General features: G+C 52.1%; 22 protein-coding genes. 15 read left to right on the top strand and 7 right to left on the bottom strand.

Annotation, left to right across the window (positions count from 1 at the left end; translation table 11 throughout):
- Positions 1-12: 12 nt before the first annotated feature.
- From IZU99_06030 to IZU99_05995, 8 genes are all read left to right on the top strand, one after another.
- The gene (locus tag IZU99_06030) at positions 13-972 is read left to right on the top strand and encodes a prolipoprotein diacylglyceryl transferase (protein UOO36844.1); all 960 of its coding nucleotides are present in this window, start codon (positions 13-15) and stop codon (positions 970-972) included.
- 13 nt (positions 973-985) lie between these two features.
- Positions 986-1,456, top strand: a complete 471-nt coding sequence (locus IZU99_06025; GenBank protein UOO36843.1) for a hypothetical protein — start codon at positions 986-988, stop codon at positions 1,454-1,456.
- 294 nt (positions 1,457-1,750) lie between these two features.
- On the top strand, positions 1,751-2,677 hold the full coding sequence (locus IZU99_06020) for a methylenetetrahydrofolate reductase (GenBank protein UOO36842.1): 927 nt from the start codon (positions 1,751-1,753) through the stop codon (positions 2,675-2,677).
- A gap of 67 nt (positions 2,678-2,744) precedes the next feature.
- A complete protein-coding gene (locus IZU99_06015) occupies positions 2,745-4,505 on the top strand; it encodes a formate--tetrahydrofolate ligase (GenBank protein ID UOO36841.1) in 1,761 nt (586 codons plus the stop codon).
- A 111-nt stretch (positions 4,506-4,616) separates the two neighbouring features.
- Positions 4,617-5,234, top strand: coding sequence for a cyclodeaminase/cyclohydrolase family protein (locus tag IZU99_06010; protein ID UOO36840.1), 618 nt, complete (start codon positions 4,617-4,619; stop codon positions 5,232-5,234).
- Positions 5,235-5,245: 11 nt separating this feature from the next.
- A complete protein-coding gene (locus tag IZU99_06005; protein ID UOO36839.1) occupies positions 5,246-6,094 on the top strand; it encodes a bifunctional 5,10-methylenetetrahydrofolate dehydrogenase/5,10-methenyltetrahydrofolate cyclohydrolase in 849 nt (282 codons plus the stop codon).
- A 5-nt stretch (positions 6,095-6,099) separates the two neighbouring features.
- Positions 6,100-6,906 (top strand): dihydropteroate synthase, encoded by an 807-nt coding sequence (locus IZU99_06000; GenBank protein ID UOO36838.1) that lies wholly within the window; start codon positions 6,100-6,102, stop codon positions 6,904-6,906.
- Positions 6,907-6,954: 48 nt separating this feature from the next.
- Positions 6,955-7,593, top strand: coding sequence for a corrinoid protein (locus tag IZU99_05995; protein UOO36837.1), 639 nt, complete (start codon positions 6,955-6,957; stop codon positions 7,591-7,593).
- Positions 7,594-7,642: 49 nt separating this feature from the next.
- Here IZU99_05995 and IZU99_05990 read toward each other — a convergent pair whose 3' ends face one another.
- From IZU99_05990 to IZU99_05965, 6 genes are all read right to left on the bottom strand, one after another.
- Complete coding sequence (locus tag IZU99_05990; GenBank protein ID UOO36836.1) at positions 7,643-8,875, bottom strand: AraC family transcriptional regulator; 1,233 nt, start codon at positions 8,873-8,875, stop codon at positions 7,643-7,645.
- Positions 8,876-9,077: 202 nt separating this feature from the next.
- The gene (locus tag IZU99_05985) at positions 9,078-9,716 is read right to left on the bottom strand and encodes a corrinoid protein (GenBank protein UOO36835.1); all 639 of its coding nucleotides are present in this window, start codon (positions 9,714-9,716) and stop codon (positions 9,078-9,080) included.
- Positions 9,717-10,122: 406 nt separating this feature from the next.
- Positions 10,123-11,289, bottom strand: a complete 1,167-nt coding sequence (rpoD, locus tag IZU99_05980) for an RNA polymerase sigma factor RpoD (protein UOO36834.1) — start codon at positions 11,287-11,289, stop codon at positions 10,123-10,125.
- The gene (locus IZU99_05975) at positions 11,289-13,049 is read right to left on the bottom strand and encodes a DNA primase (GenBank protein UOO36833.1); all 1,761 of its coding nucleotides are present in this window, start codon (positions 13,047-13,049) and stop codon (positions 11,289-11,291) included. Before IZU99_05975 ends, rpoD begins: the two co-directional genes overlap by 1 nt.
- A 176-nt stretch (positions 13,050-13,225) precedes the next feature.
- A complete protein-coding gene (locus IZU99_05970) occupies positions 13,226-14,236 on the bottom strand; it encodes a deoxyguanosinetriphosphate triphosphohydrolase (protein ID UOO36832.1) in 1,011 nt (336 codons plus the stop codon).
- A gap of 72 nt (positions 14,237-14,308) precedes the next feature.
- Positions 14,309-15,457 (bottom strand): FtsW/RodA/SpoVE family cell cycle protein, encoded by a 1,149-nt coding sequence (locus tag IZU99_05965; protein UOO36831.1) that lies wholly within the window; start codon positions 15,455-15,457, stop codon positions 14,309-14,311.
- Positions 15,458-15,599: 142 nt separating this feature from the next.
- Here IZU99_05965 and tsaE point away from each other — a divergent pair, with 142 nt between their 5' ends.
- Genes tsaE through upp form a run of 3 tightly spaced genes read left to right on the top strand, consistent with a single transcriptional unit; the run spans position 15,600 to position 17,373 of the window.
- Positions 15,600-16,025: a tRNA (adenosine(37)-N6)-threonylcarbamoyltransferase complex ATPase subunit type 1 TsaE gene (tsaE, locus tag IZU99_05960; GenBank protein UOO36830.1), complete on the top strand. Its 426-nt coding sequence runs from the start codon at positions 15,600-15,602 to the stop codon at positions 16,023-16,025.
- The gene (gene tsaB, locus IZU99_05955) at positions 16,022-16,714 is read left to right on the top strand and encodes a tRNA (adenosine(37)-N6)-threonylcarbamoyltransferase complex dimerization subunit type 1 TsaB (GenBank protein UOO36829.1); all 693 of its coding nucleotides are present in this window, start codon (positions 16,022-16,024) and stop codon (positions 16,712-16,714) included. The genes tsaE and tsaB overlap by 4 nt, the downstream gene beginning before the upstream one ends.
- A 29-nt stretch (positions 16,715-16,743) precedes the next feature.
- Positions 16,744-17,373 (top strand): uracil phosphoribosyltransferase, encoded by a 630-nt coding sequence (gene upp, locus IZU99_05950; GenBank protein ID UOO36828.1) that lies wholly within the window; start codon positions 16,744-16,746, stop codon positions 17,371-17,373.
- A 5-nt stretch (positions 17,374-17,378) separates the two neighbouring features.
- Here upp and IZU99_05945 read toward each other — a convergent pair whose 3' ends face one another.
- Positions 17,379-19,238: an ABC-F family ATP-binding cassette domain-containing protein gene (locus IZU99_05945; GenBank protein ID UOO36827.1), complete on the bottom strand. Its 1,860-nt coding sequence runs from the start codon at positions 19,236-19,238 to the stop codon at positions 17,379-17,381.
- 211 nt (positions 19,239-19,449) lie between these two features.
- Here IZU99_05945 and nadB point away from each other — a divergent pair, with 211 nt between their 5' ends.
- From nadB to IZU99_05925, 4 genes are all read left to right on the top strand, one after another.
- Entirely contained in the window at positions 19,450-20,997 is a 1,548-nt protein-coding gene (gene nadB, locus IZU99_05940) for an L-aspartate oxidase (GenBank protein UOO36826.1), read from the top strand.
- Positions 20,994-21,836, top strand: coding sequence for a carboxylating nicotinate-nucleotide diphosphorylase (gene nadC, locus IZU99_05935; protein UOO36825.1), 843 nt, complete (start codon positions 20,994-20,996; stop codon positions 21,834-21,836). The genes nadB and nadC overlap by 4 nt, the downstream gene beginning before the upstream one ends.
- A gap of 115 nt (positions 21,837-21,951) precedes the next feature.
- Complete coding sequence (locus IZU99_05930; GenBank protein UOO36824.1) at positions 21,952-22,431, top strand: hypothetical protein; 480 nt, start codon at positions 21,952-21,954, stop codon at positions 22,429-22,431.
- Position 22,432: 1 nt separating this feature from the next.
- Positions 22,433-22,777 carry a GIY-YIG nuclease family protein gene (locus IZU99_05925; protein ID UOO36823.1) on the top strand — a complete coding sequence of 115 codons (345 nt, stop codon included), beginning with the start codon at positions 22,433-22,435 and terminating at the stop codon, positions 22,775-22,777.
- Positions 22,778-22,822 lie beyond the last annotated feature (45 nt).

Here is a 22,822-nt window from a genome sequence, read left to right as displayed (position 1 = left end):
AGGGTGGTTTCAATGCATGAGATTCCGATTTCGTTCCCGATGTTCGGGGAGCACTTTGTTATAAACCCGCCGCGCGCAATGACGGTGTTTGGTTTTGCGATTTATTGGTACGCCGTTCTGATTGCCGCCGGATTTGTTCTGGCGACGCTGTATGTGATAAAAAGACGCGATGATTTCGGCCTGACGCAGGACGACGTGCTCGACCTATTTATCTGGGCCGTCCCCTCTGGCATTGTCGGTGCCCGCCTGTACTACATCCTCTTCAACGCCTCAGACTATTTCGGTCCCGGCAAATGGCTCAATATCCTGAAATTCCGTGAAGGCGGCCTTGCCGTCTATGGCGGCATCATTGCAGCAGTTTTATGCGTCTGGATTTACTCGAAAGTCAAAAAAATTCCAGTCGGCGTTCTCTTTGACGTCGGGGCGCTCGGCCTTTTAATTGGTCAGGCCGTCGGCCGGTGGGGCAACTTTATAAACCGTGAGGCTTTTGGCGGCCAGACGGATCTGCCGTGGAAAATGGGGTTGACGACAACAGCCGGAACGGTTTACGTCCATCCGACCTTCTTGTATGAATCGCTTTGGAATGCCATCGGCTTTGTCCTGATTCATTTCTTTTCAAAAAAATACAGAAAATATGATGGTCAAGTTTTTCTGCTTTATGTGGCCTGGTACGGTCTGGGGCGTTTTATGATTGAAGGCCTTCGGACGGACAGCCTTTATATTCACGGCACTGATATCCGTGTCTCACAGCTTGTCGCCGCGCTGTCGGTTGCCGCCGCCGTTATCATCCTGGTGCGCAATCAGCTTCGGAAAACGCCGAGGCATCCCCTCTATGTCAACGCCGTTTCGGAGACGTTGCATTCTGCCGACAAGCTGGAAACAGATGACCCCGACCAGCACAAGAAAGACAGCAAAAATACCCGCAAAACATCTTTAAAGACGAAGACAAGTGACAGCCGACAGAACACTTAAGGAGGTTTTAATCATGACAAATTTCGATGATCTCAAGCAGATTGCCAAGGACACGATGGAGACAATTGCCGACAAATCCGTTGAACTTTATAAAATTGCCGAGGAAAAAACAAAGGTGCTAGCCCGCACAACGAAGCTGACAACGGAAATCGCACTGGAAAAAGGCAACATCCGCCGATTTTACCGCGAGCTCGGCCAGCTCTACTTTGAGCAGCACGGCACATCCCCCGAACCGGCTTTTGAGCCCGGCTGTACGGCCATAACGGCGTGTCTTTTAGTCATTGCCGAAAAGCAGAAAGAAATTGACGACCTGAAAGCCAGCGGTGCTGACATCGACGACGTTGTTGATGATGTTTTAGATGATGATGACGAAGACGACATCGACACATCACAAAAGACATCTTCGGTTTCGGAAACAGTCTGGGACGCTGAAGACGATATGCAGGAGGGCGGAAAATCAACACCGCCGGAATTCAAGCTTTAAAAGAACAGTGACGGGCGGCACGGCAGTGTCTGTGCCGCCCGCCGTGCGCCCTGATTTTCCCTGTTAGAAAACCAAATCGTCAAAGGTGTTTTATAAAATACCGGAATTTTTGTATTTTTGAATGACTTTTTTGGATTATTGTATTTAATAACCAAATAAACATACGATTTAGCACTTTGTTATATTTACTTAATCTCCTCTTGGTGTTAAAATCATCTGGGTTTGTCGGTACATAAAAAGCGTTTGCGCAAGACGCAGCCTCAGACGCTTTTTATCCTGAAAGGAGTTACCGACATGACTGTTTGCGACACAATGGCAAGACGCACGGCCTTTTCCTTTGAAGTGTTTCCGCCAAAGACGGACGAGGGTATGGCAAAGCTGATCGGCAAAAACGGTGTTTTAGAAAAGCTGTATACACTCAAGCCGGACTATATATCCTGCACCTATGGCGCAGGCGGAACCAACGCCGGCAGGAATCTTGAGGTGCTTGACGCCGTCAAAAAATCCAATGCTGCAACGCCAATAACACACTTTACCTGCATCGGCAACACGCGGGACGGAATCCGCAGCCAGCTTCAAACGTACCTTGACCACGGTATTGACCACATTCTCGCCCTGCGCGGCGACCTTCCCTTCGGCTGGACCGGGACAGGGGGCGATTTACACTACGCGACAGAGCTCGTCTTGTTCATCCGAAATGCGTTTGGCAGCCGGTTTACGATTGCCGTCGCTGGTTCTCCGGAAGGCCACATTCAATGCCGCAGCCTAGAGGCGGATATCGGTTTTTTAAAACAAAAGCAGGATGAGGGCGCCGACTTCATCATGACCCAGCTCTGTTGGGATATTGACCAGTTCCGGCGGTGGCTCGATCAAATTCATAAGGCCGGTATCACCATGCCGGTCGACGTGGGTATCATGCCGGTGCTGGACGCTGGAGCGACGATCAATATGGCGCTGTCCAGAAACGGCTGCGTGATGCCGAGGGCTCTTTGCGAAATTATTTCGAAGAACTGGATTTTTCCGAACCCCTTTGCGCCGGGTGAATCCGAACAAGCCGTGGCGGCAAAAAAGGCCGCCTTTAAAGAAGCGGGCATCGCTTATACAATCGGCCTCATTGACGCCTACCGCGCCGCTGGCGTTAGCGGTATTCACCTCTACGCCTTGAATAAATATGACGACATGGCCCAGCTCGTCAAGTTGTCCGGTATTCAGGATCTTTAGACGTCGCATCAATTTGGTAGATAAGCATTTCAGCTTATATATAAACATTTTTAAGGAGGACTTAAACATGCTTGACCCCAGAGAATACAAAGACTGGCAAATTGCTGAAGACGCAGAAAAAAGCTTACCCGGCGTCGAATATTTCCGTGAGAAGATGGGCCTTCTCCCCGAAGAAATCATCCCCTACGGAAAGACACCGAAGCTCGACTTCATCAAAATCATGAAGCGCCTCAAGGATAAGCCGGACGGCAAGCTCATCGAAGTCACAGCCATCACCCCGACACCGCTCGGCGAAGGCAAGTCCACAACCTCCCTCGGTATCATCGAAGGCCTCGGCAAGATCGGCAAGAACGTCGGCGGCTGCCTGCGTCAGCCCTCCGGCGCCCCCACGATGAACGTTAAGGGTACGGCGGCCGGCGGCGGCAACGCCCTCCTGATCCCGATGACTGAGTTCTCCCTCGGCCTCACCGGCGATATCAACGACATTATGAACGCCCACAACCTCGGCATGGTCGCTCTCAACGCCCGTATGCAGCACGAGCGCAACTATACCGATGAAGAGCTCGCCAAGCGTGGCCTGAAGAGACTCGACATCGATCCCGATCGCATTGAGTTCGGCTGGGTTATCGACTTCTGCGCACAGGGTCTCCGCAACATCCGCATCGGCATGGGCGCAACAAAGAACGACGGTTTTGAAGTCAACTCCAAGTTCGGCGTCGCTGTCGGCTCCGAGCTGATGGCTATTCTCGCCATTGCCCGTGACCTCAAAGACCTTCGTGAGCGTATTTCCAACATCGTGCTTGCTTACAGCAAGAGTGGCGCGCCTGTCACAGCCCGCGATCTCGAGGTCGACGGTGCTATGTGCGCTTGGATGCGTAACACCATTAACCCCACGCTCTGCTACACGATCGAGCATCAGCCCTGCCTCGTCCATGCTGGCCCGTTTGCGAACATCGCCATCGGCCAGTCCTCCATCATCGGCGAGCGCCTCGGCCTGAAGCTGTGGGATTACTATGTCACAGAGTCCGGCTTCGCTGCCGACATCGGCTTCGAGAAGTTCTGGAACGTCAAATGCCGTCTGTCCGGCCTGAAGCCCAACGTCTCCATCATCGTGGCAACAATCCGCGCCCTGAAGATGCACGGCGGCGGCCCGGCCGTCGTTCCGGGACGTCCCCTCCCCGCCGAATACACGCAGCAGAACCTCGAGCTCCTCGAGAAGGGCTGCGCCAACCTCTTCCACCATGTTAAAAACGTTGTCAAGTCCGGCATCAAGCCCGTCGTCTGCATCAACAAGTTCTACACCGATACAGACGAGGAAGTCGCTCTCATCAAGAAGCTCTGCGCTGAGAAGAACGTCCGCTGCGCGCTCTCCGAGCATTGGCAGTTTGGCGGCGAAGGCGCAGTCGAGCTCGCCAACCTTGTTGTCGAAGCCTGCGAAGAGCCCGTCGATTTCAAATACCTCTATCCGCTTGAGATGCCGCTGCGTCAGCGTGTTGAGACAATTGCCAAGGAAATCTACGGCGCCGACGGCGTTGATTGGGCACCGCTTGCTCTCGAGAAGGCTGAGCGCTTCGAGAAGGATCCGAAGTATGCCGACTACGCGACAATGATGGTTAAAACCCACCTGTCCCTCTCCTCTGACCCGACGCTCAAGGGTGTACCGACGAATTGGCGTCTGCCGATCCGCGACATTCTCGAGTACGGCGGCGCGAAATTCCTCTGCCCGATGGCCGGTACGATCAGCATGATGCCCGGCACAGGCTCTGACCCGGCATACCGCCGTATCGACGTTGATGTCGAAACAGGCAAGGTTTCTGGTCTCTTCTAAACATCACAACTATTCTCTTCGTCTATGCCGCTATGCCGCCATTCTTTGAATTGGCGGCATAGCCCCATCCATCGCGTGCTCTAAAGCCGCGAAAAATAAAGGAGAATGACTATGTCTTTTGTTACAGTTAACTGCAACGAATTTGTTGAAGTGCTCGCGTCAAAAGCTCCCGTTCCCGGCGGCGGCGGCGCATCCGCCCTTGTCGGCGCCATCGGCACCGCGCTTGGTTCCATGGTCGGCAACCTGACGGTCGGCAAGAAAAAGTATGCCGATGTTGAAGCTGATATCCTCAAAATCATGGATAAGGCCGCCGCGCTCCAGAAAGACCTTCTGAAGCTCGTCGACGAGGACGCCGTCGTTTTCGAGCCCCTGTCCAAAGCTTACGGCATTCCCAAGGACGACCCGAACAGAGATAAGATCATGGAAGACGCTCTCAAGGCCGCCTGCTCCGTTCCGATGGACATTATGCGCGCCTGCTGCAAAGCCATTGAGCTCCATGAAGAGCTTGCTGCTAAGGGCTCTGCCCTTGCGCTCTCCGACGTCGGTGTCGGCGTTGTCTTCTGCAAATCGGCTCTGATGGGTGCCAGCCTCAACGTCTTCATCAACACAAAATCGATGATGGATAAGGCGCATGCCGCCGAGATCGAAAAGGAAGCCGACGCGCTCCTCACAAAGTACTGTGCGCAGGCTGACGCGATCTATGATTCCGTCATCAAACGTCTCAGATAGGAGATCAATAAATGGCTGAAGTATTAAAAGGCGCGGCAGTTGTCGCCGCGATGAACGAAAAAATGACGGCTGAAATCGCCGTCTTAAAGGAAAAGGGCGTCACACCGACGCTGGCGATTCTGCGCGTCGGCGAGAGAGATGACGACATTTCCTACGAAAAGGGCGCGATGAAGCGCTGCGATACAGTCGGCGTTGCCGTCAAGAACGTCGTCCTCCCTGCCGACGTTACGCAGGACGTGCTCATGCAGAATGTTGAAGCGCTCAACAACGATAAGAACGTCCACGGCGTTCTCATCTTCCGCCCCCTGCCGAAGCATCTGGACGAGGAAGCCGTCCGTCAGGCCCTCAAGCCCGAAAAGGACATTGACGGTATTACTGACGGGTCGCTGGCCGGCGTCTTCACCGGTAACGGCAACGGCTTTGCACCTTGCACTGCGCAGGCCTGCATGGAAATCCTCGATTTCTACAAAATCGACTGTAAGGGCAAGCGCGCCGTTGTGATCGGCCGCAGCCTTGTTGTCGGCAAACCGGCCGCCATCATGCTCATGGGCAAAAACGCAACCGTCACGGTCTGCCACACAAAGACTGTTGATATGCCGGCTGTTGCCCGCACCGCCGAAATCCTCATCGTCGCCGCCGGTAAAGCCAACGCCGTGACGAAGGAATATCTCGCACCCGGTCAGGTTGTTGTCGATGTCGGCATCAATATGACGGAAGACTTCAAGCTTTGCGGTGACGTGAAGTTTGACGACGCCGAGTCCATCGTTGGCGCGGTAACGCCGGTTCCCGGCGGTGTCGGAACGGTCACAACGTCCGTTCTCGTTTCCCACGTTGTCGAAGCCGCGAAGAAATCTCTTTAAGCGATATGATTATTATTGCCGAAAAACTCAACGGTTCCATACCGTCGTGTGCCAAGGCAATCGCCGACCGTGACGCCGCCTACATCCGGACTCTTGCCGCGATGCAGGCGGCCGCCGGGGCGGCTTACATCGATGTTTGCGCAGCCGTCAAGGAAAACGAGCTTGAGACACTTCGGTGGATGATTGACCTTATCCAAAACGAGACGGATACGCCCATATCCGTTGACAGCCCCGATGCGCGCACGTGTATGAGCGCGATGCAGTTTTGCAACAAGCCTGGCCTTATCAACTCCGTTTCCGGAGAGGGCGATAAAATGGACGTCGTCTTCCCTGCCATCACCGGGACGGACTGGAACGTCATGGCGCTTTTGTGTGACGACACAGGAATCCCGCGGACGGCCCAAAAACGCATTGATGTTTTTGAGCAAATCATGAAAAAAGCCAAAACCTTCAGCATTGAACCGTCAAAAATTCACATCGATCCGCTGATTGAAATGCTTTGCACGTCGGAAGACGGCATTGCCATGGTCTGCGAGGTCATGACACATATAAAAAAGACGTACCCCACCGTACATCTGTCCGGCGCTGTTTCGAATATTTCCTTCAATCTCCCTGCACGCAGACTCATTAACCAGGCGTTTACTGTTTTGGCGATGAACGCAGGAATGGACAGTGCCGTTCTTGACCCATTAAATCAGGATTTGATGGGCATGATTTTTGCGACGGAAGCTCTTCTCGGAAATGACGAAATGTGCCTTGATTTTATTGGTGCTTATCGTCGAGGCCTCTTTGGTCAAAAGAATAAACCGTGACGCCGTATCAACATACTGAACACACTATTTGACAGGAGGAATTTTCGCATGTCAAAAATCAAAGATGTCGCCAATGCCGTCGAATTAGGGAAGGTCAAGCTGATCGAAGGCATCGTTCAGGAAGCGCTGGCTGATGGTGATGACCCGAATACAATTCTCAATGAAGGCATGATAGACGCCATGGGCATTGTCGGCGCGAAGTTTCAAGCAAACGAAATTTTTGTACCTGAAATGCTTGTTGCCGCTAAAACGATGAAAAAAGGCGTTGAGATATTAAAGCCGTTTCTTGCCGCCGGAACAGGTGCCAAGCACGGCAAATACATCATCGGAACTGTTGCCGGTGATCTCCATGACATTGGTAAGAACCTTGTCGCGCTTCTCATAGAATCGGCCGGTTTTGAAGTGATTGACTTGGGCGTCGATGTTCCGGCAGAAAAATTTGTTGAAGCGGTTCGGGAAAACCCTGACTGTAAAGTTGTCGGCGCTTCAGCGCTCTTGACGACAACGATGGATTCGCTTCGACATACCGTTCAGGCAATGATTGACGCCGGCTGTAAAGACCAGGTGAAGATCATGGTCGGCGGGGCGCCCATCACCCAAGCGTTTGCCGACGAAATCGGTGCCGATGCGTATACGCCGGACGCCGCCACAGCTGCTACAAAAGCGCTGGAGCTCGTCAGAGGGTGATCTGAATTGGATAATAAAAGCCCGGGCTTTGGCCCGGGCATTTTTTCTTTTATATATCGGCGTCCGACGTATCCCCGAAGTAGTTGTTGCGAAAGCGCTTCGGCGAGACGCCCGTTTCCTTTTTGAAGACCTTTGTAAAGTAGCTCTGATCTTTAAAGCCGCATTGCGTTGAGATGATAGCGAGACTGATGCAGTCCTCCAGAAGCATTTTTTTGCTTTTTTCAACACGCACCTTTGTGATATACGCCGTCAGACTCATGCCGGTCTCCTGTTTGAAAATACTGCTGAGATACGATTTGCTCAGGTAAACCTCCTTGGCCAGAGAATCAAGCGTCAGCTTTTCAGCACAGTTTTTCTTAATGTAATTGGTGATTTTGAAAACAACGTCGGAGTGTTTCACCTGTGCGAGGTCAAACGCTTGGACAATAAAGCGGCGAACGATATCGGATATCCAGAAAGCCAACTGGTCGACATCGACGTAAGATTCGATTTGTAGGATAAAGTTTTCCGACAGGCGGAACGTCTCGGTCGGGTCCGCCCCCGCTTCAATTGTTGCGCGCGACAGGATGACAAGCAGCTCCAAAAGACGTGCCTTGATAGCGCTGATGTCAAAATTAGAGTAAACATATATATGCGCCAGCATTTCATTGAGCATCTGAAGCGCCGAGCTTTTTTCGCCGCGCAAAACGGCGATGCGCAAGTCTTTTTCAAACTGGAGCAGCATGTCGGCACTCTGCGTGTCCATATCTTCGTAGTAATCTTTGGCGACGTAAATTTCCTTCAGGATCTTTTCCTGATCATACAACATATTCTGGTGCTCGACACCTGAGATATGTGCCGTGACGACAGAGACGATTTCAGAAATATGCTGAACCTTTTTCGTCGAAAACTCACTGAGCTGCGACACGGCCCACGCCATATCCGGATTCGGGAGATCATACAAAACGTCCTGCATTTCTCCCATGACAAAGGGGCCGAGCACGAGACCGGCCGTTAATTCACCGGCACTGTCGGAAATAGAGGCGGCGATAAAGGTTAGCCCCAGCGGACAGTAATAAATATACTTGCCGTTCCAGCGGTGCGCCTCATGGCAGCCGTACAGATGTGTGGCAAGCTCGTTTTTCTCAAACGTACAGTGTGCGCAGAAGTTCTTCAGTTCGTCTTCGTGTAAAAGAGAAGGCGGTTCCTTGTCCGGCACGTCGACAATTTTGCAGCCGATATCGAGAAGTTCGGAAAAATGTTTTTGATATTTGACGCATTTTTCCTGGAGGCTTTGCAGCACGGTCAGCCCCTCCTTTACAAGTATTTAATATAAACATATTAACTAATAGAATAAATCTGAATTCGGTTTTTGTCAACTTTCATTTTTTCATCAGTCAGGACTTGATGATTTTACAAAAATATCAGCCATCACCATGGCGCGTGCGTAAAAAATCCGTTTTGCCGGCACAAACGGGCAAAACGGATATGAAAAGATGCAAGTGTTATCTGGAACCGATGCAGATGTTATAAGCAACCTGCGCGGCGTCAATGGCATTATCGGTATATAAATCGGCACCGATGTGCTCGCAGTAGCGCTGTGTCACCGGGGCGCCGCCAATCATGATTTTAACTTTGTCCCGGTAATCTTTTTCTTTAAAATAGTCGATAACGTGACGGATTTCCTCCATCGTGGCAGTTAAAAGTGCTGAACAGCAAACGATGTCGGCGTTGCATTCAACGGCCGCATTATAAAAACGCTCGGCTGATATATCAACGCCAAGATCAAACACCTTCAGGCCTTTTGTCTCCATCATCACACGCACAATATTTTTGCCGATATCATGCACGTCCCCTTTAACGGTTCCGATGACAACAACCCCCGGCGCTGTATTGTCGGCTGATAAATAGGGCTTGAGAACCTGAAGACCGGCATTGATGGCTCGGGATGATACAAGGATATTCGGAATGAAAACATCTTCCGTTTTGAACTTTTCAGTGACGCTCGTCATGCCGTGCAGCAGACCTTTGTCGATGATAACCTGCGGCGCTATGTTTTCTTGTAAGGCTTGCGCAACCAATTCCTTGACTTTCGCAATTCGGCCTTTTTGCAGAAAATCACTGATTTTTTCCAACGTGGTCATCGTTTTCTCCTCGACGCTCTTCTGTGTTCTGTGACAAGTTTCACATGGAATTGACAAGGTTTTAACCTGAATTTAAAATTTATGTTACTATTATAATGAATTTACACCTGAAATGCTATCGTTTTTCAAAAACACCAGGCGTTTTGCGTCTGCCATTTGTTGTCATATCAGCAAAATATTAAAGCATTATAGACAGAATACCCGATGTGTTTGGGTCACTTATCGTGACAATGACGGTATCTGTTTATTAATTCACAAAATATTCACAATATTTTGTGAAGGACGACGGATAATATTGGGCACTCAAAGAATCATTATGTCAACTTATAAAGGAAAATTCTCCGCCAAAAGGCCCGTAACGACAAGCGTCTCGGGGGGCGCTTGCGCCCCGGAGAATTAATTATGGTTAGTTCAGGAAATCCTTTAGCTTTTTGCTGCGGCTTGGATGGCGGAGTTTGCGGAGGGCTTTGGCCTCGATCTGACGGATACGTTCACGCGTGACATTGAATTCCTTGCCCACTTCTTCAAGCGTGCGTGTGCGTCCGTCCTCAATGCCGAAACGGAGCCGCAGAACCTTTTCTTCGCGCGGCGTCAGTGTCCCAAGTACGTCGGAGAGCTGTTCCTTCAACAGCGTAAACGAAGCAGCCTCCGCCGGTTCCGAGGCATCCTCGTCGGGAATAAAATCACCGAGATGGCTGTCCTCCTCCTCACCGATGGGCGTCTCCAGCGAGACAGGTTCCTGCGCAATTTTCAAAATCTCGCGTACCTTTTCGACTGGCAGCCCCATATCCTCTGCGATTTCCTCCGGTGACGGATCGTGGCCGAGCTCCTGAAGCAGTTGGCGTGAAATGCGCATAACCTTGTTAATTGTTTCAACCATATGGACCGGAATACGAATCGTCCGCGCCTGGTCGGCGATGGCCCGCGTGATGGCCTGGCGAATCCACCATGTGGCATACGTTGAAAATTTATAGCCTTTTGAGTAATCAAATTTCTCAACGGCTTTTATAAGGCCGAGATTGCCTTCCTGAATCAAATCAAGGAAAAGCATCCCACGCCCGACATACCGCTTGGCGATACTGACGACAAGACGGAGATTGGCTTCCGCCATGCGTTTTTTGGCTTCCTTATCACCTTCCGCCATACGCATAGCGAGCTCGATCTCATCATCAGCGGACAAGAGGTTGACTTTGCCGATCTCCTTGAGATACATCCGCACGGGGTCATCGACACTGAAGGTGTCAACAAGTGTCTCCGGGTCGACGAGCTCATCTTCGTTCAGGCTTTCGATTTCCTGAAGCTCTTCAATTTCCGGCGTCAATTCATCAGTAGCGAGGAATGTATTATCGTCGCCATCACTTGTTTCGATATTAAAATTTTCGAGCGTGTCATAAAAGCGATCAATCTGCTCCTGTTCGAGGTTCATTTCTTCCAAGACATCAAGAAGATCCTTCGAGCTAAGCCTGCCGCGCTTTTTTCCTTCTTCAATCAGCGCTGTCAGGCGCTCTTCATTGTCCTGCTCTTTTGTCTTTTCCGTGTTTTCCTCTTCACGGGGCTTTTTCTTTATATCCATTACTTTCCTCCACACCCTGATTTGTCTCTGTAAGACGCCAATACAAGGAGGGGATCCTCCTTGGCGGTTCTCTTTTTTTGCTCTGTTCTTATTTTATCTATGTAATCTCGCATGGCCTTATTCGCGTTGGCCAGCGACTCCGGTCGTTGCAAAATAACGGATAGCTGCGAGGCCTCTGATGAGCCGAGCTCTGCTAAAAGCGCTGCCGTCGTGACATCCAGACCGGCCTGACGGCGTTTTCGGATGATGGCAAAAACATCAGCTAAAAAAGGTGATGAAAAGTCAGCTTCCGTAAAATCAAGCTTGTCCGCAACATCGCACATGGCGCTGTCTAGGACGGCGAGGCGAACAACACCTTCCTCTGCTGTCGCTGAATAGACGTTTTCATACCGGATTGCTCTGTCTGTTGGCTGTCGGACATTTTCCACGTTTTGCTCGGCACGGTCTTTGCGCTTTTTCTCAGCAGAAAGACGCTTTTTGAAGGCCTTTTTCACCTCATTTTTAACGGCTTCAGAAGAGACGCCGGCCGTTTCGGCGACCTTCGCGCCATATATTTCACGCTCGACAGCGTTGTCAATGCGGGAGAGCATGGTTGTGGCTTCGGCAAGGTAATCAAGCCTTCCGGCATCGGACGATAAATCGTGTTTTTCGCGGATCAACGTCAGGCGATAATCGATATGGTTTTCGCTGCGTTCTATCAGGACGGAAAACGCGTCACGACCGAATTTTTGAATAAATTCGTCAGGGTCCTTCGCCCCCTGCAGGCGCAGGACGCGGACATTGAGTCCGGCCTTCTCCAACAGGCCCAGTGCGCGCTGTGCCGCTTTGATACCGGCCGTGTCACCGTCATACGCAACGGCCACGTTCTGTGTGTACCGCGACATAAGGCGAACCTGATCTTCCGTCAGCGACGTGCCGAGTGAGGCGACAGCCCCGTCAAAGCCGGCCTGGTGCAGGGCGACAACGTCGATATTCCCCTCCGCCAAAATCAGCATGTCTGACTTTGTCTTTTTCGCAAGATTGATCGCAAAAAGGTTGCGGCTTTTGTCAAAAACAAGTGTATCGGGCGAGTTGAGGTATTTGGGTTCGCCATCGTTGAGTATGCGCCCTGAAAAACCGACGACGCTGCCGCGGACGTCTATAACGGGAAACATCAATCTGTTTCGAAACGTGTCGTAAACGCTTTTTTCATCCCGGCGACTGAGCTTCACAAGCCCGGCATCGAGAAGCTCCTGACGCGTGTAGCCAAGTTTGTGCATCGCAATGGATAGGGCCGTCCAATCGTCCGGCGCGGCGCCAAGGCCGAAGCGCGTGACCATGGCCTTGGAAATATCACGCTTTTCAATATACGCTCTGGCTGCCGTGCCCTGTGGCGTCTGTAAAACGGAATAAAAAAAACGCGCCGCGTCGCGGTTGAGTTCCAAAAGGCGGGCTCTCTTACTCTGTGTTTCCTTTGACGATTTCAAATCGGGAACCACCATGCCGGATCGCTGGGCCAAAACGTGAACGGCGTCGACATAAGAGAGATTTTCAATTTCCATCACAAAATTGACGACGCCCCCACCCTTCCCGCAGCCGAAGCAATGATAAATCTGCTTATCGGGGCTGACGGAAAAAGACGGTGTTTTTTCACTGTGAAACGGACAAAGACCGAAAAGATTGCTACCGCTTTTCTTCATCAGGCGGACATAGCTGCCGACGACGTCGACGATATCATTTTTTGAAATCAGCTCGTCCAGAAACGATTCGGGAAAAGCCATGTTAACCGTCCTTTCCTCTTGTGCGCGCCGAGGGCTTGACAAAAAAGCGGATTGACTGGATCAAGGCATGCAATTTCAGGCTTTTCCTGTTATCACGGTATTTATACCATCTCCGGGGCTGTTTTATACACAAGCGTGATTTTGGCAGCTTTAGAGAGGAACACACATGGAAAAACTTATTTAACCTGCCACGCCTCCGGGATAAACAGCGTGTTATATTGTGACATGGCATATTTATCCGTCATGCCGGAGACATAATCGGAGACGGCACGCTCAATACCGTCGCTGTCGGCAATGTGGCGGTATTCCGGCGGCAAGTGCTCGGGGTGATCGCGGTAATAATCAAAAATGGCGGACAAGATGCCGTAGACCTTTTTTTCCTCGCTTTTCGCGCGCATATTTGTATAAACACGCTCAAACATAAAGCTGCGAAAGCTGTTGAAAACAAACGTGACGCCGGGACTCATGCGGATGGCTGTTCTGTCGGCGCTGGCAACGATAATGTCCTTAATAATCGTATCGATCCTAAGGCTGTAATGGTCACCCAGTGCGCAGGCAATTTCCTGCGGTATATCGGTTTCGTACAAAATACCGGCGCGAACGGCGTCATCGACGTCGTGATTGATGTAAGCGGCTCTGTCCGCCAGACGGACGACCTGCCCTTCCAGCGTTTCCGGAATTGTGTCGCCGGTGTGGCAGACTATGCCGTCGCGAACTTCATATGTCAGATTCAGACCTTGCCCGTCCTTTTCAAGCCTGTCAACAACGCGGAGGCTTTGCAGCGCGTGGTTATAACCGCCGAAGTCGGATAAAATGAGGTTCAGCGCGCGCTCTCCGGCGTGACCGAACGGCGTGTGGCCGAGATCATGCCCCAGAGCGATCGCCTCTGTCAAATCCTCGTTGAGCAAGAGGGCGCGCGCGATCGTCCGCGCGATGCGGGCCACCTCGATCGTGTGTGTCAGACGCGTTCTGTAATGGTCACCCTCCGGCTGAAGGAATACCTGTGTTTTATGCATCAAGCGCCGGAACGACTTGCTGTGGATGATGCGGTCAACGTCGCGCTGAAAGCAGGTACGCACGTCACTTTCCTGTTCCGTGACGGCACGGCCTTTTGTCGCTTCCGATCGCACACCGGGCGGCAGGATGATGAGGCGCTCGTGCTCTTCGCGTTGCTGCCTGACAGTCATAAATAACGCCTCCGCATTTTTTCCGTACAATTTCTTATACCGCGCCGAACCCTAAAATCCTCTTTTTTTTGATTAATAATTATCAAGACCGCGAAAATGCGTCGGTTTCGGGCGCATTTTAATACCTGATATGATACCCATCGCGGCAAACATCGTGACAATTGACGAACCGCCATAGCTGAAAAACGGCAGCGTTAACCCGATGACGGGCGTCAGGCCAAGGCACATGCCGATGTTCTCCAGGGTTTGAAAGAGCAGCATGGCAGCCAGCCCAAAGCAGACGAGAAATCCAACGGTGTTGTTCGAGCGGATGCCGACGTAAACACACCGGATTATTATTGCCATGAGTAAAATGATAATCGCGAGGCTGCCGATAAAGCCGAGTTCTTCCCCGGCAACGGAAAAAACAAAGTCGGTATACTGCTTTGGAACGGCACCGGATTGTGTCATCGCCCCGTTATAAAGGCCCTGCCCTAAGAAGTTCCCGGCGGCAATGGCGATTTTACTCTGGCTCGATTGCCAGTTGACGTAGAGACCGGAAGGGTCGATCGTCGGGTCATACGGGGCGAGAATGCGGGCTTTCTGATATGCCGAAAGGAAAAACCTCCAAGCCAGCGGAATAAACGCGGCTACAAGTCCACCGCCAATAATCATCCAGCGAAAATCCAGCCCCGCGATAAAGAGCATCATGAATAAAATAAAGAAATAGACGAGCGCTGAACCAAGGTCTTGCGACGAGATTAGAATGAATATAAACATAACGCCGAAAACAGCTATGATTTGCAAAAGCGGCATCGTCGCGTTGAGTGTCCGCCGCTCCTTAAAATCGGAAATCATTTTTGCCATGATGATTGTAAACGGAATTTTAACGACCTCCGCCGGCTGAATGCCGATCGATCCAAATCGAAGCCACGCCCTGTTACCCGTACCGCCTTCAACGCCCCAGATAAACAGCGTTGAAATGAATAGAAGGCTTAGGACATAGAGAATCTTTGACTTGTCGGCCATGACGTCAATGTCCAGGAGTGAGAAGAAGACAAAAAGGCCGATACCCAGTAAAAGCGCAATCGTTTGTATCACGACATACGATGTGCTCCCGCTGCTTTGAACAGCGCTGTCAATTAAAATAATGCCGTAAACGGTGCTGATGACACACAATGCCAGAAGCAACATGTCCGCTTCTCTCATATAGCGGATTACGGCGTCCATCTTCTTTTTCACGGTTTCGCTCCTGTCATTTGTTTGAAATGATACTTCTAATCATTTTATCATTTTTCACACATGACGTAAACATGAAATTCACTCTTTTACACTTTGTTTAAAAGTGGTATACTCGGCCTATCAATTTGAAAACGGGTGTTTTATGACAATTGTGACAAACAGTGCCGAGGAGACGACAACAGCGGGGATAAGCCTCGCCGCCAAACTAAAGGGCGGCAGCGTTGTTGCGCTGCGCGGTGATCTCGGCGCGGGCAAAACACAGTTTGTGCGCGGCTTGGCGATTGGCCTTGGCATACAAGCGCGCGTCACGAGCCCAACATTTACAATCGTCAATGAATATTCCGGCTCCGTGCCGCTTTTTCATTTTGACATCTACCGCCTGCACGACGCAAACGCGCTGTACGACATCGGCTGGGACGATTATCTCGACCGAGGCGGCGTCATTGCCGTCGAGTGGAGCGAAATCGCTGAGTCGGCATTTCCCGATAACACCGTCCGCGTGACGATTACAAAAGAAAACGATACGACTCGGCGGATAACCATTGACTTTCCGGAGGCGCACGCATGAAAATACTGGCCATCGAATCGTCGGCGAAAGCAGCGTCCGTCGCGTTGACGAGCGGTGAGACGCTGATCGCCCAATACTTTCAAAATTCAGGCCTCACGCACAGCAGAACGCTCTTGAAAATGGCCGAAGCGCTATTAAGCGATACCGGTATCGGTTTTGATGCGCTGGATGGCATTGCCGTTGCCCAAGGGCCGGGCTCCTTTACCGGCGTGCGCATCGGCGTGGCTGCTGCCGTTGGGCTCGCGTTGGGTTCTGACCTCCCCGTCTGCGGTGTGTCAACGCTCGTGGCGATGGCGTATCAGTGCCCCGATTTATCCCATATTGTCTGCCCCGTGATGGACGCGCGGCGCGGCCAGGTATACAATGCGCTGTTTGACGGCACCACGGGAGAACCAAAAATGGTCTGCCCCGACCGTGCCATTGTGGTGACAGACCTGATTTGTGAGGCACACAGTGCGGAGCGGCCGTACCTTTTCGTCGGCGACGGCGCCGTGCTCTGCGCTGAGCAGTTTGAAAAAGCGGGTGTTTTGTACACGCTCGCGCCGCCGCTTATACGCCTGCAAACAGCATACGGTGTTGCCCGCGCCGCCTTAAATAAGCCCTTTATCTCTGCGCTTGACTTGCAGCCATCCTACCTGCGCGCCTCCCAAGCCGAACGCGAGCGGCGCGAAAAAGGGCTTCCACTCTAAAAGACAATACGATAGAAAGGAGCGCCTGCATGGCTGTACTTCATATTCTGGACCACCCGCTGATTCATCATAAGCTGGCACTGCTGCGCGACAAGAACACAAGCGTCAAAGATTTCCGAGAGCTTGTGGCCGAACTGGCTGTGCTTTTATGCTGTGAAGCCGCGCGCGATTTGCCGCTGGAAACGATCAATATCGAAACGCCGGTCGCCACGGCGTCCGTCCGAAAGATAGCCGGAAAGGAACCGGCCGTCGTCGCTGTTTTGCGGGCCGGGCTTGGGATGGTCGACGGCGTTTTGCGCCTGATACCAGCGGCGAGAGTCGGCCACATTGGCCTCTCCAGAGACCCGGAAACACTCAAGCCCGTTCAATACTACTGTAACCTGCCGACTGATATCGCCGCGCGGCCCGTTTTTCTTGTTGATCCGATGCTGGCAACGGGCGGCAGCGCGTCGGCCGCTATTACAGCGCTCAAGCAGTACGGCTGCTCTTGCCCTAAGCTTCTTTGCCTCATTGCCGCGCCGGAGGGCATCGCGCACGTTCACGCTGAGCACCCAAACGTTCCTATTTTCGTCGCTGCTGTTGATGAAAAGCTCAATAGCCACGGCTACATCGTCCCCGGCCTCGGTGACGCAGGCGACCGGATTTTCGGGACGCTTTAGCGGTTTTATTGCGCAAGGCTTTCCCAAGCGTTGATTTTTTCATCGAGTGCAGCTTGAAGCGCCGTCTCGCGCGCGTCAAGGAGCAAAAGCTTTTCGTAATCGGTACAAAACGTTTCTTTCTCCGCTGCCAAATCGCGCAGTTGATCCTCTAATGATGCTATGTCGCGCTCGAGCCGGGCCAGTACCTTGTCCGGCGACGGCGCGCCTTTTTTTCGCGTCTGCTTCGCCGTCTCCTTGGCGGCAGGGGCTGGTTTTGAAGCTGGCTGCGCCGTCATGGCGCGGAAATGCTCATAAGTCCCTTTGAAATCGGTTACGCAGCCGTTTTCAAGAAGCCAGATTCTTGTGGCGAAACGGCTGATGAAATACCGGTCGTGCGAGACGAATAGGAGCGTTCCGCCGAACGAATCAACGGCATTTTCAATCCACTCGCGTGAGGCGATATCGAGATGGTTTGTCGGCTCGTCAAGTACGAGGAAATTGATATCGTCCTGCATCAGCTGGCACAGCCGCAACCGGCTGCGCTCGCCGCCGGATAGCTCAAAGACGGATTTAAAGACATCCTCTCCTGTAAATTGAAATGCGCCAAGCCTGTTGCGGGCCGTCTGCGGCGTACAATTGTCGGCGTACACGAGGGTGTCGAGGAGCGTTCGCTCGGGGTGCGCAAAAGTGACCGCCTGTTCTAAAAAAGCCGTCTTGACGGACGGCCCTAACCGGACAGCGCCCGCGTCGGGGCGCAGCGTCCCGAGCAGGATTTGAAGCAGTGTTGACTTCCCTGCCCCGTTTGCGCCAAGCAGCGCGATACGCTCGCCGCCCTCAATCAACAGTTCAATATTCCGCAGCAGATCCCTTTCGCCAAAGCGCTTGGAAACACCGCGCAGCTTCAGCACCTCGTCACCGCGGAAGTCCTTTTCGGAAAAGCGGGCGTTCGGGTTTTTCTCGCGCGTCGGTTTTGCTGTTGTCAAAACGCGGTCGATACGCTTTTCGATTGCCGCTGATTTTTTCATAAGGTTTTTATTGCCTGTCCCCCACTGGGCCAAACGGTCTGCCGCTGCCTGCAGGCGCGCGGCCTCGTGCTGCTCACGATCATATATTTTTTGCTGTTCTTCAAAGCGCCGCGCTTTTTCCGCGACGTAGAATGAATAATTGCCCGCGTAATGCGCAGCCTTTCCATTTGAGATTTCAATCGTCCGCGTCACGACACTGTCAAGAAAATAGCGATCGTGTGAAATGACGAGAACGGTGCCCTTGTATTTTTTTAAATAATCCTCAAGCCAGGCGCAGGCGTTTAAATCGAGATGATTCGTCGGCTCGTCGAGCAAAAGAATGTCCGTATCCTCTAAGATAAGACGCGCCAGATTGACACGCGTTTTCTCACCGCCTGATAGGGTTGAGAAAAGCTGCTCACGCTGTTTTTGGGGGATTTCCAAGCCATTTGCCACTTTGTTGCGCGCGTAGTCTAAGTCATACCCGCCGCAGCGCTCAAACGTGTCAGCCAGCACATCGTATTCCCGGAGCTGTTCAGTCGTCGCCCCATGCGCCATCAAGTCTGTCAGGCTCGCTATGCGTGCTTTCATTTCTAAAAGACGCTGCTGCGCTGAAATAAGCACATCCTCAGTTCTGTATGCAGGTGGAAAATGCGGAATTTGTGACAAAAGCCCTGGACGACGCGATTTAGGGATGGCAATAACGCCCTCGTCCGGCGTGAGGTCACCGGCGATGATACGAAAAAGCGTCGTCTTCCCGGCACCGTTTCGGCCAAGCAGGCCAACGCGTTCGCCTGCGGTCACGTCAAACGACAGGCCGTCAAGCAGATTTTTGCCGTCTTCAAACGACTTTTTGATATTTTGAACGGATAAATCAATCATATGTGACTCCGGATGGATGGCGCGAAATTTGTTGAATTCGTCAACGCATTATAGCATAAACAGTTGTTATTCACAACGCATGATGCTATAATACCTGCTAAGCGGTATTATGTTAGCCTGCAACGGCCACGGCCGCATGCTAGTTTAATAAAAACGTCCGATGCCGGGTATACCTCGTTATATCCGGTTTAATCTTAACCGAGGTGATCCTGTGCGCTTTGCAATTGACGGCACGATCAATATTGACAAGAAACGGCGCTATGATGTTGTCATTGTCGGCGCAGGTCTTGCCGGGCTGTATACGGCGCTGCATATTGACGAGCAATACTCCTGCCTCATTTTAGCCAAGGACAAGATTGACATGTCGAATTCCTGGTTTGCGCAGGGCGGCATCGCGGCGGCCATTTCAAGCGACGACACGCCTCGCCTCCACCTGGAGGACACACTCATTGCCGGTGCCGGGCTGTGCGACAAGGCCGCTGTCACCGTCCTTGTTGACGAGGGGCCGGGCGACATTGCGAAGCTTGTTTCGCTCAACGTTCCGTTTGATATCAATGAGAGCGGCGACTTGCAGATCACGCGCGAGGGCGGCCATCGTAAAAACAGGGTCGTCCATGCCGGCGGCGACGCAACGGGCCGTGAGACCGTGAAGGCGCTTGCCCACATCGTCTCGCTGCGCAAGAATATCTCTTTTTCGGATGACACGTGCTTCTATGATATTTTGACAGATCGGCTCGGCGCCGTCTCCGGCGTCATCATCAAAAAAACCGGTGAGGACTTTCTTCTCATCGAAACGTCTCACGTTGTGATCGCGACGGGCGGCATTGGTCAGGTTTATAAAGCGACGACAAACCCCTCCGTCGCGACAGGCGACGGCATTGCCGCAGCAATGCGCGCCGGGGCCGCCGTAAAAAATCTTGAATTTATTCAATTTCATCCGACCGGATTGTGGAGCCCCGTCCCAGAAGACCGAGAGTTTTTAATTTCCGAAGCCGTTCGCGGTGAGGGCGGCCTTTTAAAAAACAAAGCGGGCGTCCGTTTTATGGCTGGGACGCACGAACTTTCCGAGCTTGCCCCGCGCGATATTGTCGCCAGGGCAATCGTCCGGGAGATGCAGAAAACGGGTGACGACCATGTTTTTGTCGACATCACAGCCAAGTCCGAAGAGTTTTTGAAACACCGCTTTCCGACAATTTATCAAGAATGTCTGCGCCGTGGTATCAACATCGCGCGTGATTTTATTCCTGTCTGCCCCGTTCAGCATTATCTGATGGGCGGTATCCAGACCGATTTAAAAGGCCGGTCAACGATACCCGGTCTCTATGCCGCCGGTGAGGCTGCTTTTACAGGCGTTCACGGCGCCAATCGTCTGGCCTCGAACTCCATGCTTGAATGTCTTGTTTTCGGCCGCCGAGCCGCCGAGGACATCAGCCGTCATTTGAAGACCGGGTCTCCCGCCGCTAAAGTCAGTCTGCCGGTCATACCCCTCCGGCAAAAATCAACGCTCGACTATGCTGCCCTGCGCCAGAAAATTAAAGACATCATGAATGAAAACGGCTACGTTATCCGCCATGAAGAAGGGCTTCAGGAAGCTATTGAAAAAGTCGAATATATCTTAAGTAAGCTTGAAGATGTTTTTGATGCGTCGAGCCTGTATCTCGAAACACTGAACATGGCAACTGTTGCGCTGGCTATTTTAAAGGCGGCGCTGCAGCGCACAGACAGCATCGGTTCACATTACAGGGAGGATGCCTTATGACAGGTTATCTGGACGACATTGGGCTTGACACCCTTATTTCTGCATCCCTTTTGGAGGACATCGGCACCGGCGACGTGACAACGCTCTCCTGTGTTCCGGCAGAAGCCGCTTCAAAAGCTGTGTTTATCGCCAAGGAATCTGGCGTTTTCTGCGGCATGACCGTCCTACAGCGTGTTTTTCAGCTGCTTGACACCCGCGTTGACGTGACACCGCTCTTTCAGGACGGCGACCACGTCGATAAGGGCGCGATCATCGCCGAAATTCAGGGCCCGTCCCGCAGCATTTTAACCGGCGAGCGAACGGCTTTAAATTTCATTCAGCATCTATCCGGCATCGCCACACGGACGAGTGAGGCCGTCCTGCACCTTCAAGGGACAGCCGCCGCGATTGTTGACACGCGCAAAACGACGCCCGGCCTGCGCGTGCTTGAAAAATACGCCGTATCCTGCGGCGGCGGCAGAAACCACCGCTTTGGCCTGTCGGACGGCGTTTTGATTAAAGACAATCATATCGTCGCCGCCGGTGGTATCCGGGCAGCCGTTGAGGCGGCACGGAAAAACGCGCCGCATACGTTAAAGATCGAGGTGGAGACGGAAACGCTTTCGCAAATCGCCGAGGCGCTTGATGCGCGCGCCGATATCATCATGCTTGACAACATGACGCTTGAGGCAATGGCCGAAGCCGTTCGCTTTATCGACAAGCGGGCGCTGACGGAAGCCTCCGGCAATATGGGCGACCGTGATTTAAAGGCTGTCGCCGAGACAGGCGTTGACTTTATTTCCGTCGGTGCGCTCACCCACTCTGTTCGAGCGCTCGATATCAGTTTAAAATTTCGTTGAGTAATTAAAGACGCGTACAGGCGGGACGATTTGTCCCGCCTGTTTTTTTCTTGACAGAATATATCATCATCCGTTATACTAAATTAGTAATTTACTAAATATTTATAGGTGTAAAATGAAAATTCCAACAACACTCAAGCACAAGCCCGTCATCGTCTCAGCGGATTACGACAGAATTGACGGTCGGTACGCCGGAAATTCCGACGCGAAGGGGCTTTCCGTCGGCCTTGCGCAATGGAACGACCGCGGAAAAGTTGACGTTTCGGCGAAGATCTGGCGTTATACCGGCGAAAAATGGTCGCGCCAGTCGGAAGAGATGCCGCTGCACCGGGTTTTAGACCTTGCCATGCTTATATGCAAAACGAAAGCGTATCTGCAGGAATCTTATCGCTTCCCAAAGCTCTATGACCCGGAAAACACGACGATTGACCGCGTCGCGATACAGGGCGGTGCGCTGGATGTTTCTGTCTGCACCGATAATCCGATGCTTGATGCGGATGTTGTGCTCCTGCGGGACGCGCTTATGAAGGATGACGAGCTCTTAAGCGAGCGCCTGCACCGCCTCTCGGCACTTTTAAAGGAACTTGGTTATTAAAATGGATAAAGAGCACAGAAAACAGCAAATCACCGATTATAAAGAGCGCCAGCAGACAGGCGGTGTTTTTATCATCAAAAACACTGTCAATGGCAAGGTGCTTTTAGACGCCGCACCCGATATTCTGGCGGCGCAAAACCGATTTGAATTTGCAAAGCAAATGAACTCCTGCGTAACCCCCAAGCTCAAGGCCGATTGGGAAAAGGACTCTGCCACTGCCTTTACTTTTCAAGTATTGGAAACACTCGATAAAAGTGACACCCAGACGGCCGAACAATTCCGTGACGATTTAAAAGTTTTAAAAGAACTCTGGCGAGACAAATTTTCGCTCGATCTGCTCTACTGACGCATAAATAAAGGATGAGGCTTCTGCCTCATCCTTTTATGTTTT

The sequence above is a fragment of the Oscillospiraceae bacterium CM genome (assembly GCA_022870705.1).
Taxonomy (GTDB): domain Bacteria; phylum Bacillota; class Clostridia; order Oscillospirales; family Oscillospiraceae; genus Sporobacter.
Note: the sequence above shows the minus strand (reverse complement) of the source record. Positions and strands in the feature narration are given on the sequence as shown.

Bases quoted from the DNA above. Each gene is read 5' to 3' on its own strand.
- IZU99_06020 (UOO36842.1), top strand. From the start codon at position 1,751: ATGACTGTTTGCGACACAATGGCAAGACGCACGGCCTTTTCCTTTGAA.
- IZU99_05925 (UOO36823.1), top strand. From the start codon at position 22,433: ATGGATAAAGAGCACAGAAAACAGCAAATCACCGATTATAAAGAGCGC.
- IZU99_05995 (UOO36837.1), top strand. From the start codon at position 6,955: ATGTCAAAAATCAAAGATGTCGCCAATGCCGTCGAATTAGGGAAGGTC.
- IZU99_06010 (UOO36840.1), top strand. From the start codon at position 4,617: ATGTCTTTTGTTACAGTTAACTGCAACGAATTTGTTGAAGTGCTCGCG.
- IZU99_06030 (UOO36844.1), top strand. From the start codon at position 13: ATGCATGAGATTCCGATTTCGTTCCCGATGTTCGGGGAGCACTTTGTT.
- upp (UOO36828.1), top strand. From the start codon at position 16,744: ATGGCTGTACTTCATATTCTGGACCACCCGCTGATTCATCATAAGCTG.
- IZU99_05985 (UOO36835.1), bottom strand. From the start codon at position 9,716: ATGACCACGTTGGAAAAAATCAGTGATTTTCTGCAAAAAGGCCGAATT.
- IZU99_05930 (UOO36824.1), top strand. From the start codon at position 21,952: ATGAAAATTCCAACAACACTCAAGCACAAGCCCGTCATCGTCTCAGCG.
- IZU99_05945 (UOO36827.1), bottom strand. From the start codon at position 19,238: ATGATTGATTTATCCGTTCAAAATATCAAAAAGTCGTTTGAAGACGGC.
- tsaE (UOO36830.1), top strand. From the start codon at position 15,600: ATGACAATTGTGACAAACAGTGCCGAGGAGACGACAACAGCGGGGATA.
- nadC (UOO36825.1), top strand. From the start codon at position 20,994: ATGACAGGTTATCTGGACGACATTGGGCTTGACACCCTTATTTCTGCA.
- rpoD (UOO36834.1), bottom strand. From the start codon at position 11,289: ATGGATATAAAGAAAAAGCCCCGTGAAGAGGAAAACACGGAAAAGACA.
- IZU99_05970 (UOO36832.1), bottom strand. From the start codon at position 14,236: ATGACTGTCAGGCAGCAACGCGAAGAGCACGAGCGCCTCATCATCCTG.
- IZU99_06015 (UOO36841.1), top strand. From the start codon at position 2,745: ATGCTTGACCCCAGAGAATACAAAGACTGGCAAATTGCTGAAGACGCA.
- tsaB (UOO36829.1), top strand. From the start codon at position 16,022: ATGAAAATACTGGCCATCGAATCGTCGGCGAAAGCAGCGTCCGTCGCG.
- IZU99_06000 (UOO36838.1), top strand. From the start codon at position 6,100: ATGATTATTATTGCCGAAAAACTCAACGGTTCCATACCGTCGTGTGCC.
- IZU99_05975 (UOO36833.1), bottom strand. From the start codon at position 13,049: ATGGCTTTTCCCGAATCGTTTCTGGACGAGCTGATTTCAAAAAATGAT.
- IZU99_06025 (UOO36843.1), top strand. From the start codon at position 986: ATGACAAATTTCGATGATCTCAAGCAGATTGCCAAGGACACGATGGAG.
- IZU99_06005 (UOO36839.1), top strand. From the start codon at position 5,246: ATGGCTGAAGTATTAAAAGGCGCGGCAGTTGTCGCCGCGATGAACGAA.